The sequence below is a fragment of the Sporosarcina sp. NPDC096371 genome, from assembly GCF_044762865.1.
Classification (GTDB): domain Bacteria; phylum Bacillota; class Bacilli; order Bacillales_A; family Planococcaceae; genus Sporosarcina.
Genome location: NZ_JBIWFE010000001.1, coordinates 560,403 through 573,679 on the forward strand (window position 1 = coordinate 560,403; position 13,277 = coordinate 573,679).

At 41.4% G+C, this 13,277-nt stretch carries 13 protein-coding genes; 11 read left to right on the top strand and 2 right to left on the bottom strand.

Translation table 11 applies throughout. The features are described 5' to 3' along the window. Nucleotides 1-2: 2 nt before the first annotated feature. On the bottom strand, nt 3-965 hold the full coding sequence (locus ACIQ0H_RS02625; protein WP_403410494.1) for an alpha/beta hydrolase: 963 nt from the start codon (nt 963-965) through the stop codon (nt 3-5). A gap of 430 nt (nt 966-1,395) precedes the next feature. Here ACIQ0H_RS02625 and ACIQ0H_RS02630 point away from each other — a divergent pair, with 430 nt between their 5' ends. From ACIQ0H_RS02630 to ACIQ0H_RS02660, 7 genes are all read left to right on the top strand, one after another. Continuing rightward, entirely contained in the window at nt 1,396-2,331 is a 936-nt protein-coding gene (locus ACIQ0H_RS02630; protein WP_403410497.1) for a hypothetical protein, read from the top strand. Between the two features lie 176 nt (nt 2,332-2,507). After that, nucleotides 2,508-3,341 (top strand): gluconate 2-dehydrogenase subunit 3 family protein, encoded by an 834-nt coding sequence (locus ACIQ0H_RS02635; RefSeq protein ID WP_403410500.1) that lies wholly within the window; start codon nt 2,508-2,510, stop codon nt 3,339-3,341. Nucleotides 3,342-3,356: 15 nt separating this feature from the next. Then, nucleotides 3,357-5,105: a GMC family oxidoreductase gene (locus tag ACIQ0H_RS02640; RefSeq protein WP_403410503.1), complete on the top strand. Its 1,749-nt coding sequence runs from the start codon at nt 3,357-3,359 to the stop codon at nt 5,103-5,105. Nucleotides 5,106-5,358: 253 nt separating this feature from the next. Further along, a complete protein-coding gene (locus ACIQ0H_RS02645) occupies nt 5,359-6,159 on the top strand; it encodes a hypothetical protein (RefSeq protein WP_403410505.1) in 801 nt (266 codons plus the stop codon). Continuing rightward, entirely contained in the window at nt 6,156-7,415 is a 1,260-nt protein-coding gene (locus tag ACIQ0H_RS02650; protein WP_403410507.1) for a replicative DNA helicase, read from the top strand. Before ACIQ0H_RS02645 ends, ACIQ0H_RS02650 begins: the two co-directional genes overlap by 4 nt. After that, a complete protein-coding gene (locus ACIQ0H_RS02655) occupies nt 7,384-7,833 on the top strand; it encodes a hypothetical protein (protein ID WP_403410509.1) in 450 nt (149 codons plus the stop codon). The genes ACIQ0H_RS02650 and ACIQ0H_RS02655 overlap by 32 nt, the downstream gene beginning before the upstream one ends. A gap of 91 nt (nt 7,834-7,924) precedes the next feature. Beyond that, entirely contained in the window at nt 7,925-8,581 is a 657-nt protein-coding gene (locus ACIQ0H_RS02660) for a GGDEF domain-containing protein (RefSeq protein ID WP_403410510.1), read from the top strand. Between the two features lie 152 nt (nt 8,582-8,733). Here the strand turns inward: ACIQ0H_RS02660 and ACIQ0H_RS02665 are convergent, their stop codons facing one another. Then, entirely contained in the window at nt 8,734-9,660 is a 927-nt protein-coding gene (locus ACIQ0H_RS02665) for an S-layer homology domain-containing protein (protein WP_403410513.1), read from the bottom strand. A gap of 128 nt (nt 9,661-9,788) precedes the next feature. Between ACIQ0H_RS02665 and ACIQ0H_RS02670 the strand changes: the two genes are divergently transcribed. The 4 genes from ACIQ0H_RS02670 (at nt 9,789) to ACIQ0H_RS02685 (ending at nt 13,107) form a co-directional block, all read left to right on the top strand. Continuing rightward, nucleotides 9,789-10,178, top strand: coding sequence for a hypothetical protein (locus ACIQ0H_RS02670; protein ID WP_403410515.1), 390 nt, complete (start codon nt 9,789-9,791; stop codon nt 10,176-10,178). A 51-nt stretch (nt 10,179-10,229) separates the two neighbouring features. Beyond that, entirely contained in the window at nt 10,230-10,538 is a 309-nt protein-coding gene (locus ACIQ0H_RS02675) for a hypothetical protein (protein WP_403410518.1), read from the top strand. A gap of 67 nt (nt 10,539-10,605) precedes the next feature. Next, entirely contained in the window at nt 10,606-12,138 is a 1,533-nt protein-coding gene (locus ACIQ0H_RS02680) for a DEAD/DEAH box helicase (RefSeq protein WP_403410521.1), read from the top strand. 186 nt (nt 12,139-12,324) lie between these two features. Further along, nucleotides 12,325-13,107, top strand: a complete 783-nt coding sequence (locus ACIQ0H_RS02685; RefSeq protein WP_403410523.1) for a YqhG family protein — start codon at nt 12,325-12,327, stop codon at nt 13,105-13,107. Nucleotides 13,108-13,277 lie beyond the last annotated feature (170 nt).

Genomic DNA, 13,277 nt, shown 5'->3' on the forward strand with positions numbered 1-13,277 from the left:
CCCTAGTCAATGTATCGACCCAAAAAATCATCTAATTTCATCTTATATTCATCCTGGGCTAACACAAATGATTCACCGTGATTCGCTTTCGGGACAAGAAAGAGTTCCGCATCACTTGCGGTATGCCGATACAAATCCTTAGTCAATTTCGTCGGAACGAATGTATCGCTTTCCCCGTGGATATACAGGATCGGGACTTTCGTTTTCTTCACAGCTTTCAGTGCGCTTGCTTCTCTAAATGAATAACCTGCTCTGATTTTCGTTAATCCGCTCGTGCTATCTAACAACGGAAAGGCTGGCAAGTAAAACATTCGATTCATTTGGTAGGCAAATAATTGATAGACGGACGCATACGGACTGTCTGCTATGATGGCTTTGACCTGGCGGGGAAGTTCTTCTCCACTCGCCATCAAGACAGTTGCCGCCCCCATCGATAACCCATGATAGGCCACTTTCGTATCTTTCCCAAGCTTCTTCACCAAAGCTTCGGTCCAATCAATCAAATCGAGCCGATCGGGCCAGCCGAATCCGTAATAATTCCCCGCGCTTTTTCCATGTCCTCGTGCATCCGGCATGAAAATGTTGTACCCTAAATCGTTATGATAATACTGTCCAAATAGCCCCATTTGTTTGGCATTGCCTAGATAGCCATGTGTTAAAATGACAACCTTATCTGTTGGTTTGGCTGCTGGCAAATAGTAGCCGGACAGTTGGAGTCCATCTCGTGATGTTAACGTAAGCTGTTCAAATGATTGCGCATTGACCCAGTCGATCCAATCCCCATTCACAAACAGTTCCATGGCTTGATCTGACACTTCTAAATCTGCATTATTCTGCAAGAATTCTTTTGGTCCTCGTTTGATGGCCAGCTCATAGAAAAAGAAGCTACCGATGACTTGGATCACCAAGAAGACAGTAGCGAAAAGTACAAGTAGTTTCTTCCAATTAATTCGAATCTTCCTCATGCCCCTTACTTTTCAGACTTGTAGCATGCATGATGCCTCTCAATAGTATAGTAGAAAAACATAGGGATATGTAAGAAAACATTATGATTACATGAAATTACCAAGAGGTCTTAATTTTAGTAAGAATAATAGAAACTGCAGTCAGGTACTAAGACAATTCGGAACTTTATTAAAATCAAGCACCTTAATAGGAATGAAGAATGTATTCCAGTTTTATCTCTATCTTCCCCCATTCTCCCTTGATTTAAATACCACCTAGCTAGCTAGAACTGTTGAGTAAGTGTATGAACATGACCTAATGAACAGTACCACGCCCGAACGCCATGGGGGATTCCCGGTTGAATCCGATCTCTGAAATATGTATACTTCAAAACTCTTTTTTTAACAGCTGCATACGCTAGAAGCAATAGAAAAAAAGGGGAGTCGCAGCGTGAGATTTAGGAAACGTACACGATTTCTAAAGAGCGATGATGAAAAGACAACCACGACTATCATGGGGGCGGAATTGCAAAAGCCACAGTGGAGGCAAAGGGAAATCAACGAAGAGAAAGAAACCAATCCACAGATAGAGGTGGAACAATTCTTTCGTCCATCCAGTCGCTCGATACTGAATCGACGATTATTCGGATACCAATTTTTCGACCCGTATATTAACAAGACGTATGATGAAATCCAGCTTTCCTCGTCTTTGATGGATGCGCCAGAAGGGATGCTCCTCAATTATTTCAGCATTTTGCGAGAGGCTGAAAATCTGACAAATCAGCTCATTGGTGGATGTGGTACGGTAGGCTGGGTAAGGATACCATTTCCAATCGCGTATAACTTCTTCACCAAATCCTATCAACAGAAAACGTCTTATTCCTCCTATCTTTCTTCTTTCGAAGGTGTCGGTCATACCAATCTCATTAAATTATATAAGTTGCAGAATCCTCATAACGTCCAACCGATTCAATTTTTCGTCGAACTTGAAACGATTAATGGGACAGCGACAGGCGCAACTGGTTTCCAATATCATTACGGGATTATTTCGGTCATACAGGAAGATGGGTTATCTAAAATAGATGCCATCACATTGACAGGTGAGGATTTTTTGTGTGCTGCCTATCACGGTTGGCGCCAACAGGGAGAAGGGGTTGTTGATGTCGAGTATGGGAATTGGTGTAAATTAATTAAAAAAAGATTGCCGACAAAAAGGGATGGCTATGTGAAAACCATTGATGTTATCGGTACAGATGGCGATGACTATAGATTTATCTTTATTCAACTAACGAATGACACAGATGTGTTAGTGTCTCAGTTAGTAAAGCGTAAGAAAGGTCAATGGGAAGTCACATATATAGATCCGACCAAATGTACTGAAAAATAAGTAGAATAAAAAGTCATCCCGGAGCGGGGTGGCTTTTTAATTGTATGGTGATAAGCATTCACTAGTGAAAGTGTAAACAATCTTGTTTGTTTCCATAAATGTGTTTATTCGAGGATAAAGTTGGTAACAGTGGAAGTAAACATCAACTTAACAATATCTATGGGGAGGAAAATTGAATGACGAATAAACCACCTGATACAAATACAAAAGAAGGATTAAGCCGGCGCCAGTTCCTTAAAAATAGTGGATTGGTCGCTGGCGGTGTGGTGGGTGGCTCGCTATTTGGAGGGTTGCTGACAAACCAGTTTCAAAAAAAGCCAGCCACGACTACAGGAACAAAGGACGTCGTAAATTTACAAGAAGCCCGGATGTTCTTCAGTCGTAAAGAAGATTTCGATATTCTATCAGCGGCTACAGAACGGATTTTTCCGAAAAATGATAACGGTCCAGGTGCAATCGAATTGGGTGTCCCTTACTTCATTGATAAACAATTAGCCGGGGCGTGGGGCTTGAATGCGAAAGAGTATATGAAAGGTCCTTTTGTCTTAAACCCTCAAATTCAAGGATTTCAGGATAAAGGCGAGGATCAGAGTAAGCAAGGACCTAATGCCGATACACAGATCCCAACGCCTACCGCAAGATATCAGACGCGTTTGAACCGAAGTGAAATATTCATCACAGGGCTTCGGAAAATGGATAGCGTGTCCCAAGAAAAATTTGGAGCACGGTTTGTGGATGCGGAAGCGGCTCAGCAAGATGAGATTCTTCAAATGTTTGACGATAACAAAGTGGCGTTGTCAGGGGTGGATTCGGCTACCTTCTTCAATTTACTATTGCAAACAACGCTGGAGGGGGCTTATTCAGATCCTGTCTATGGCGGCAACAAAAATATGGCGGGCTGGCGAATGAAAGAATATCCAGGTCCGCGAATGGGTTATTTGGGGCAGATTGGCGAAACGGAATTTATCGTCATGGAACCTGAAAGTCTAAAAAATTACCAAGGACACTAAGGGGAGATGTTGCATATGGCAGTAAAACTAGACAAAGTAGATGTTGTCGTAGTAGGAACGGGATGGGCAGGTGGCATTGTATCAGCCGAGTTGTCTAAGGCAGGTTATAAGGTGGTTGCACTTGAACGTGGAGGAGATCGAACAAGGGAAGACTACACGGAAGTGAAAGATGAGCTCCGTTTTACGGATCGTTATGAAATGATGCAAAATCTGGCACCTGAAACGATTACTTCCCGCAATACGCTTGAGGAAACCGCCCTGCCTGTTCGAACGCGAAGTGAATTTATGGCAGGAACCAATTTGGGGGGCGGCGGTGTCCACTGGGCGGGGGCTACGTATCGATTTATGCCGTATGATTTTGAAATTTATAGTAAGACGGTAGAGCGTTATGGTAAAGGGAAAATTCCGGAGGGCATGACGATACAGGACTGGGGTATTACTTATAAAGAGTTTGAACAATACTATGATCGTTTTGAAAAAACAGCTGGGATTTCCGGTGAACGTGATCCTTTTGGTGAGGAACGTACAAATGATTATCCCAATCCACCGATGCTAGAATCACCAGCTGTGGCGTTGTTCAAAAAGGCCTCGAAAGAGTTGGGTTACCATCCTTATCAAGTACCATCAGGTAACTTGTCACAGGGGTATACAAATCCAGACGGGGAAACGATCAATCAATGCATGTTCTGTTCGTATTGCACGCAGTACGGATGTGATTTTGGTGCGAAATCGGATCCAATGGTCACGGTAATTCCAACAGCTAAAAAAACCGGTAAGTGTGAATTTAGAATGGAGGCCTATGTTCGACGTGTCCTGTACACCGGGAAAAAGGCTACTGGTGTATTGTATGTTGATACAAAAACGGGAATTGAATATGAACAACCAGCTGATGTGGTTGTCTTAGCGGCATTTTCAATTACGAACAATCGCCTACTGATGTTATCAAAGATAGGTCAACAGTATGATCCGAAGACAAGAAAAGGCGTGATTGGCAGAAACTTTAATGGTCAATTTGCTATCACATTCCTTGGTGCTCGTGGCTATTTTAATGAAAAAAAGTTTAATCTTTATATGGGTGCAGGCGCATTAGGCGGAGCATTAAGTGATTTTGCAGGTGATAATTTCGATCATACGGATCTAGATTTCATCAATGGTGGGGGGATTGAATTTAGACAATATGGTCATGCGGCCATTGCCACAAATCATGTCCCAAAAGGTACGCCAAAATGGGGCGCGGAGTTTAAAGAAAAGTCGATTTTCTACTCGAACCGAAATATGGTCGTCTGGTACACCCCTGCCATCATGCCATGGTGGCATAACTATTTAGATTTAGATCCGACGTATACCGATGAGTTTAATGATCCGCTTTTGCGTGTTACGAATAAATACACGGACCAAGATCGTAATATTGCCAAATTCGGCATCGAGAAAACGAGGGGAATCGTAGAGCAGATGGGTGCGGATATAATTGATGATGATGAGATTCCGGAAGAATTCGATCACATCTATGATGGCGGACACTATGCGGGAGGCGTCATTATGGGGGCCGACCCGGCAACATCTGCAGTGAATAACTATTTGCAAATGTGGGATATGGACAACCTCTTTGTTGTAGGGGGTTCTGCATTTCCGCACTTTGGTGGACACCATCCGACTGCAACAATCGGAGCATTGGCGTACCGTGCATCAGAGGGAATTGAGAAATACCTCAAAAATGGCGGCGGGCAATTGGCAGAAGCGAAATCGGAAAGTTTCCAGGTGTAATGGTTTTACGTGGCTGTTAATAATTCAAACGAAAAACATGCAAGCTGACTCCTCAAAGTCGGCTTGCATGTTGTGTTTTTAAGAAAAACACTGGGAATCTATCGATTGAACCTCGACGGATTTCTAGTGTTTTTTGCCGTTCCAATAAATCTTTATAAAATAAATTTACGTCTGATGTATCCCTTCACGTGTTAATTGTCTATCTAAGAAGTAGCAGGGGTAATCAAAAAAGAATAGAAAGCGGGGAATTATTATGGAACAAGGTTGGATAAAAATGCATCGAAAACTTTTAGAAAAGCCCATTTGGACAGAGGCAACAGCTGAGCAAAAAATACTGCTCATCACGTTATTGCTGATGGGCAATCACGAAGAAAAACAATGGGAATGGAAAGGGAAGGTGTTTTCGGCAAGTCCTGGTCAATTCGTAACCTCTTTGTCTTCTCTCGTCCAAAAATGCGGGAAAGGGAGCAGTGTACAGAAGATACGAACGGCTCTCAAAAGATTTGCGAAATACGAATTTCTAACAGACGAATCAACACCCCATAATCGACTGATAACCATTGTAAACTGGGGCGTTTATCAAGGGAGTGAGGAGACAGCAACAGTTCGATCAACAGACGGGCAACAAACGACTAACAGACAGCTAACAACTAACAAGAATGATAAGAATGAAAAGAAAAGTAATTGTCGCAAGCACGTTTACGACGAATCATCTATTTTTTATCAATTCGCTTTTTCACTCTTTGAAAATATAAAAATGAATCATCCACATTTGACTAAACCGAATCTCCAAAAATGGTCCAACGATTTCAGGTTGATCGTCGAACGGGATAAGCGGACAAACGAACAGATTACACATGTGATGAATTGGTCACAACAACATGCGTTTTGGCACACGGTTGTCCTCTCGCCAGCATCCATCAGGCGGAATTGGGATCACATGGTATCCCAGATCAAGCAAGAACATGCAGCGGCTAAGGGACAAGTTCCACATACACCAAAAAAGCGGGTAGAGGAATTCAGGTTAGACCTTGCGAAAGGAGAAGGCGCATGATTGCAGAACAAGCAGTGCTAGGCTCGATGTTAAAAGAAAATTATTTAATCGTCGAATCCAATTTGCTAGCATCACAATTCACAGATCCAACAAATCGCACCATCTTCCAATCCATGATGGAACTGCGAATCGCCGGGAAAGCAGTCGACCTGGTCACATTACTGACGACTTACAGCCCACAAGATTTGGGCGGCGCAAATTATGTCAATGACCTAACCAATTATGCGCATATTGATAAGTTCGATGATCATGTTGGCGTGATGCTGGACATTTGGCGGGAACGTGAAAAGAAAAATGTGTTGCACGTTTCGATGCATGAGGATTGGTCGATTGACCGGATCACAATTGAACTCGCAGCCCTTACGGATCATCGAGTGAGTGATCATTCCGATATCCAATCTATGCTGGTTGACGTCTATGAGGATCCATTTGTTGAAAAAGACATTACAGATGGTGCACCCTCAGGCATTGATAGATTGGATGAAATGACAAATGGTTTTCAGGACGGTGAATTAATCGTTCTGGCAGCAAGACCTTCTATGGGCAAGTCAGACGTGATGCTACATATCGCGAAGCAAGCTGGTTGGAAAGGCTATGTACCGATGATCTTTTCGCTTGAAATGTCAGCGACTAGTTTACGAGATCGCCTCATTGCATCAACAGGCCGTTTTTCAAGAAGTCGCATGAGGGACCCTTACCACATGCTAACGGACCATCAAAAAGAAAATTGGTCAAAAGTGATCGGGTTGGTGAGTGAAACGAAAATTCAAATTTTCGATCGTAGCCGGCAAACTGTTCCAGAAATGCGTATGAAAATACGCAAGATGATGAGTGAACAGAATGGGTTGAAACCACTCATTTTAATTGATTACTTAACTCTCATTCATTCCGATGAAAACAAGCATAATATGCATTTACAAGTGTCTAGCATCACGAAAGAGTTGAAAGCGATGGCACGCGAGTTCAATTGTCCTGTGATTACCTTGGCGCAGCTCAGTCGTGCTGTTGAACAGAGACAGGACAAGCGTCCGATGATGGCAGACTTGCGTGAGTCGGGTTCGATTGAGGAAGATGCGGATGTCATTGTTTTCTTATACCGCGATGCGTATTACTCGAAAGACGACGCTGACAATGGGATGGAGCTCATTGTTGCGAAAAATAGAAATGGTCCAGTTGGAACAGCAATCACTTGCTACAACAAATTCACAGGGGAGGTGTTGAATCGTGAGACAAGCAGTGAAGGAGTTATTGTGTGATGCCATCACATATGACGAACCCTATTTGGCACATGCCATTTATTATGCCGTGCAACAAGGAATGGTGAAGCTTGAAGATCCGGCAACTACGATCCCCTATGCGCAATTGGATTATGAAGCTATTTCGAAAATGCGAGATGAAAATCAATTGATGATGTGCAGAGTCAAGCTATTTATCGTTCCGATGGCCTCCAAACGATTTGCTCTTTATTTGTCGGGAAAAGAGGAGGAAGCGCGAACAGTGCATCAGCGGATGTTTGGTGTACGGCCACATACTATTCTGGACGCCAGTGACAAAATGGACATGGAAACCTATTGCGAGGACACAAAAAGGTGGCAGTCTTTTCGGGACATGAAGCGTCAAGTGCTCCAGTTTCCCTATTATGCTGGTGTTATGTGTGCGAGCGGTGCCAGGTAATAAATACGAGTTTTTGACCATCATTATGGGGAAATGAAGTTGCGGGTAACTCTTTAATAGTGTAAAATACCTATTGTGAGTATAGAAATGGGTGAATGATGTGAAGTGTCACGGTAGGATAGTTGCAGTTGGCTTAGTGTGTTTATTCAATGTCCTTCGATATTTTTATTATCATCAATACTTGGCTCTACCTTTTAAAGCAAACTTTTTTGTAATAACATTTATCTTTTTAATGATTGCCCTATGGTGTGGGAGGCAGTACGATCGCATGCAATACCTCTCTGAAAAAGACCCTTTAACAGATACATACAATCGGCGTACAGTAGAGCAGTATTTCCAAAAAATCTTACAAGCTCGTAAAAAAGAAAATCAAAAGTTAGGGATCATCATGATAGACCTTAACAAATTTAAAGAAATTAACGATACATATGGACATCATACAGGCGATGAATTATTAAGTCATTTTGCTGTGATGTTAAAAAAAACAGTTCAGAAGAATGATAGGGTAGCACGATGGGGGGGAGATGAATTCTTGATTCTCGTGCCTGACATTGCAGAAGATTACGAGACCGTTTATGTTCGGAATCTACAACTGTCAATAGATGGATTTCCTTCTATCAGTGCTTCGCTTGGATTTGCCATTTACCCCGATGATGGAGAAAACTTTCAAGAGTTACTCCAACATGCTGATCGCGCAATGTATGAGGCGAAGGGGACTGTATTAGAAAAACTGAAAGTTGGAATATAAAAGAATCAAGAAAGCCAAGGGAGTTGTAACACTTCCCATGGCTTTTTTGGAGTTAACGAGTACTTTTTACTGACCCTATGCACTCCTTTCCGAGTTCAAAAACAAGAAAACTCATCTCCTAGTTCCATCAGAGGATGAGTTTTATTCATTCTTTATTTAGTTTCTACTGGTTGCACAGCTGGTGTTGTAAAGTCAAAATCGATTTCATTTCTTCCGTTGATTTCGATTTTTCCTTTTTTTCCTTCCAAAGAGCTGTCGGCAGAAAGTTCAACCGTCAATGTGATACGATCTGCAGATAGAGAGCTACCAACAAATTCTAATCCCTTTACTGAACCATTTTTGAAATACGCTTCGATGTAGAACATCTCGGCAAGGTCTGCAGCAGGAAAATCTTTAGGTGCAACTTCTTCCATTTTGATTTCTAAAGTTGTTGGACTCAAGATGGTTGCCGATTCCGCAAATGGCGTATACAAATAGAAGGAGAACATGATGGTATTGTAAAGAAGGTTAGCGAACTCACCACGTTTGATATTATCATTCGTTCCAAATGTAGTTGGCGTCTTCCCGTTTGTGATTCCTGTGCCATATAAAGCTTCAATATGAGGTGTGAATACCCCTACTGCATCTGTAAATGGTGTTGTTTCTGCATAGTCTTCTAATCCGAACCCAAGATTCAAGAATTTGGCCATTGCCCCACGGCTTAGCAGAATATCCGGACCGAACTTGTCTTTCGTAATTCCAGAAACAATTTCTGCTTCAGTTAGTGCGTTTACTGCACCTCTGACACGTGAGTTTAAATCTTTAAAACCAGCGGATGGTGCACTTTCCACATCTAGTTCAAGCACGTTTGCTAAGATGACCGCAGCATCTCCTCTAGTTAGGTTTAAATCTGTTCCAAACAAAGTAGTTGTTTTCCCTTTGATTAGATCGAATTCAAATAAGAAACTTACCGCCTCATCATAATTTGAATTTACATCGATAAATTGGTGTTCCGCGGCTGAAGCAGAGGGAACGATGGCAGATAAAGCAAGAATTGCTACTAAGCTAGTAGCAAAAAACTTCTTAAAACTCTTAAACATTTACTTTTCCTCCTATTACTTGGCAAACTTTAAATATTAGTACATCTCAGTTTACCACACCCATAATCGAGTAGGTAACCCCTTAATGTACCTTCTGAACGTTCTTTTGACCTGCAATTTTCGTATCCATGGTGATTGGGGCGGCGATTGCCTCTAGATTTTCTGTCCCTTTATACCAAAAGTTTAATGAGTCTTGGCAATCCTCATTAAGTTTCTGGAGCCTATTAGCAGTTCCGGCAATTTTACTTCTTCTCCCACTTCTAAAAAACTCAGAAAAGAGTAAAAGCCCTCTATCTATATCTTCATTAGTTAACAAAAATAAAAGGGTAGCATTGTTCATGTTGTTTTTTGGATGTATGGCAGCTATCTTTTATTCGATAACAGCTTGGCTAGCTCCAATCGTACAAGCTACCGGGTTTAGTTATGCTCAATCGGGGATGATATTGACGCTGTTTACAGTTATTCAAATTCCCGTAAGTTTCTTCATTCCCATACTCGTCAGCAAAACGGGAAATTGACAAGCTTGGTTAGTCGTATGTAGTCTTTTCGAATTAATAGGAATTATCCTGTTGTTGTTTCATGTATCTCCGTGGCTAGCGACTGTTTTCCTTGGTATTGGGGCTGGCGGCTTGTTTCCATTGGCGTTACTTCTTCCTTTCCAAGAAGCTGAAAGTACGGAAGAAACGATTTCCTGGTCCGCGATGATGCAATGTGGTGGTTACCTATTTGGGGCACTCGGTCCTGTTATTATGGGATTAACTGTAGATGTGTTTGATAATTTTATTCCTGCGTTGTTCGTACTGGTGATAATAATCTGTATGATGTGTATCGTGGTTTTGAAATTAGGGAACAACATAAAAAAACGCGAAATAAACTAAAAAAAACATAGGAAATTCATTTTGGGGCAACTTAGTCTATAAGCAAAAATTCCGTGAGGTGATGTTTATGATTATTGAAAGGTCGTCTGCGTGGAAAGAAGGCTTTGTCGAACGGTTGGAGGATCGGGAAGCATGGGATAATTGGACATTATACAATATGAGTTACGAGGTAATGAAAACGAACTTGATTGCGGATTTCCATGGTCTTCAATCACCTAAGTATTTACCCAATCTTACGCCCCTTGACCACCAATTGGAGGCGGCGGAAACAGTCATTGAACGGATGAATGGCAAAGCGATTCTTGCCGACGAAGTTGGACTTGGTAAAACGATTGAAGCGGGTTTGATTTTGAAAGAATATTTAATCAGGGGACTTGTGAAAAAAGCACTTATTTTGGCCCCAGCATCCCTGGCCAATCAATGGATTGATGAGCTGAATCAAAAATTTCATATTCCGGCTTTGCTCTATAGAAAAAATTACGATTTAAATCATTGCAATATTGTCGTGATGAGTATAGATATGGCGAAAAGAAGCCCGCACAAAGAAAATATTTATGAGCAGGATTATGATTTGGTCATTATTGATGAAGCCCATAAATTAAAGAATCACAAAACGAAGAATTATGAGTTCGTCCAACATTTAAAGAAAAAGTTTTGTTTGTTGTTGACGGCCACGCCTATTCAAAATAATGTGCTTGAGTTATTTTATCTGATTTCTTTACTAAAACCAGGCCATCTTGGTAATTACGAGACGTTTCAATCCTTGTTTTCGGCAAGTGAAAATAATGAGGAATACGATGAATTTTTGAGAGAATTGGTAAACCAAGTGATGGTCAGAAATCGAAGACAGGATACAGGAATAGAATGGACAAATCGCCACGTTCAAATCATTCCTATCGATTTTACAAAAGAGGAACAAGAAGTATACGATCTGATTTCAGAACTCAAGCATGTTTCGTCAGTTTTTTCAGCTGCCTTCTCTATGATTACTTTACAAAGGGAAATGTGCAGTACGAAGGAAGCGGCATATGAGACCTTGACGAAAATGCGCCAAAGATGCGTGAAACCTGAGGACATTTCCCATGTCGATGCAACGATTCAAAAATTGATGGCACTAGACATAAATTCAAAAGCAGAAAAGGCTTATGAAATTATTGCCGAGGCAAATGATAAGGTTATTATCTTTACCGAATATCGGGCAAGTCAAACCTATTTGCAGGAGTATTTATATTCAAAAGGAATCTCCAGCGTCCTTTTTAATGGAAAGTTCAACAAAGGTAAACGAGAGTGGATGAAACAACTATTTAAAGAACAAGCGCAGGTGTTGATTGCAACAGAATCAGGTAGTGAAGGGATAAACCTGCAATTTTGTCATCATGTCATTAACTACGATTTACCTTGGAATCCCATGAAGTTAGAGCAACGAATTGGTCGTGTCCACCGGTTAGGGCAAGAACATGACGTGCATATTTACAATTTAGCCATTCAGCATACCATCGAGGACCATATATTGGACTTGCTCTATGATAAAATCGGGGTCTTTGAAAAAGTAGTGGGTGAGTTAGATGATATTTTATCTACTTATAAGAAGTCCATTTAGCTTGCTTCAGCGGACCCCTGCAGAAGCAAGTTAAAGCCTCCGGTGGATGTCACAAATTAAAAGGAAGGCAGTCTAAGATCGCGACGTCCTGTCGCAACGACTGCATGACCAACATCCTGTTGGCCTCAGTCGCAATTCAAAATTTGGACGCAATTACACCGAGGCGTAATTGATAGGAGGTTGCTTATGTACCCGCAACAAATTCACAGTTATTTACTACAGTTTTTTCAAGAAAACAATTGCCAAGTCATCACGAATCATGCCCATTACATCGACGTCCAATTAACCATTGAAATGGATAAAAGAATTATGAATCGACCCTATTATTGGAGTTACATTGAAAGTATAAATGAAGTGCCGAATCCAGCAAGGCTGACATTTATCACCGATAAAAATGAGCTTGTGGAAGACGTGAGAGGGGAAGTAGTCCACTTTGGTTCCCCTCGACTTAGTCAATTGTTTCGGGTGACAAAAGAGCTAGGTTCATTTGTACAGATGTATGAACGGATAGTTGAACCCGTTGACACGCAAATCATTTTAACTCCTTGGCTAGGCGTGAATTATAAAATATCGTATTACTGCGATCAAACGAAAGAAACGCTGTATTCGTTAGGCATTAATTTAATGACAGGTCATCTAGTAGAAGGGTTTCAGGAATCTATCGGTGAAGTGGATTTAGCTATGACGATTCAGGCAAATACCTTTCATTTACCGTATATTATAAAGCCGCTTCGTGCCCTAGAACGATTGGATACGTTTATCGATAATCGCATTCAACAAGATGACCACACATGGGCGGAAGAAGCAAAATTGAGGTTGCAAAAAGATCGAAAAGTGTTGGAATACTTCTATCAGGGGGTAGAAGACAGGCCGGATTGTTATGAGACGGAGAAGGAAGCCATGGAACAGCAATACGAAGCGAGGATTAAAATTGACATTGTAAATGGTGGGTTGTTTTATTTGAAGTAATTGTTTGGGGTATACGGGTACCCGTTACGAATCCAAATACCAGACCTTTCGTACGTTCATGGAACATACGAAAGGTCTTTTCTTCGTGGTTTTGGCGTATATGGGTTAAAATATTTAATAATGGAAGTCGATGGCTAACGTATAATAAAAAGAAAAGACGAAGGTGACCT

Coding starts and splice junctions, on each gene's coding strand:
- ACIQ0H_RS02625 (WP_403410494.1), bottom strand. CDS start 965: ATGAGGAAGATTCGAATTAATTGGAAGAAACTACTTGTACTTTTCGCT.
- ACIQ0H_RS02635 (WP_403410500.1), top strand. CDS start 2,508: ATGACGAATAAACCACCTGATACAAATACAAAAGAAGGATTAAGCCGG.
- ACIQ0H_RS02640 (WP_403410503.1), top strand. CDS start 3,357: ATGGCAGTAAAACTAGACAAAGTAGATGTTGTCGTAGTAGGAACGGGA.
- ACIQ0H_RS02645 (WP_403410505.1), top strand. CDS start 5,359: ATGGAACAAGGTTGGATAAAAATGCATCGAAAACTTTTAGAAAAGCCC.
- ACIQ0H_RS02650 (WP_403410507.1), top strand. CDS start 6,156: ATGATTGCAGAACAAGCAGTGCTAGGCTCGATGTTAAAAGAAAATTAT.
- ACIQ0H_RS02665 (WP_403410513.1), bottom strand. CDS start 9,660: ATGTTTAAGAGTTTTAAGAAGTTTTTTGCTACTAGCTTAGTAGCAATT.
- ACIQ0H_RS02670 (WP_403410515.1), top strand. CDS start 9,789: ATGGTGATTGGGGCGGCGATTGCCTCTAGATTTTCTGTCCCTTTATAC.
- ACIQ0H_RS02680 (WP_403410521.1), top strand. CDS start 10,606: ATGATTATTGAAAGGTCGTCTGCGTGGAAAGAAGGCTTTGTCGAACGG.
- ACIQ0H_RS02685 (WP_403410523.1), top strand. CDS start 12,325: ATGTACCCGCAACAAATTCACAGTTATTTACTACAGTTTTTTCAAGAA.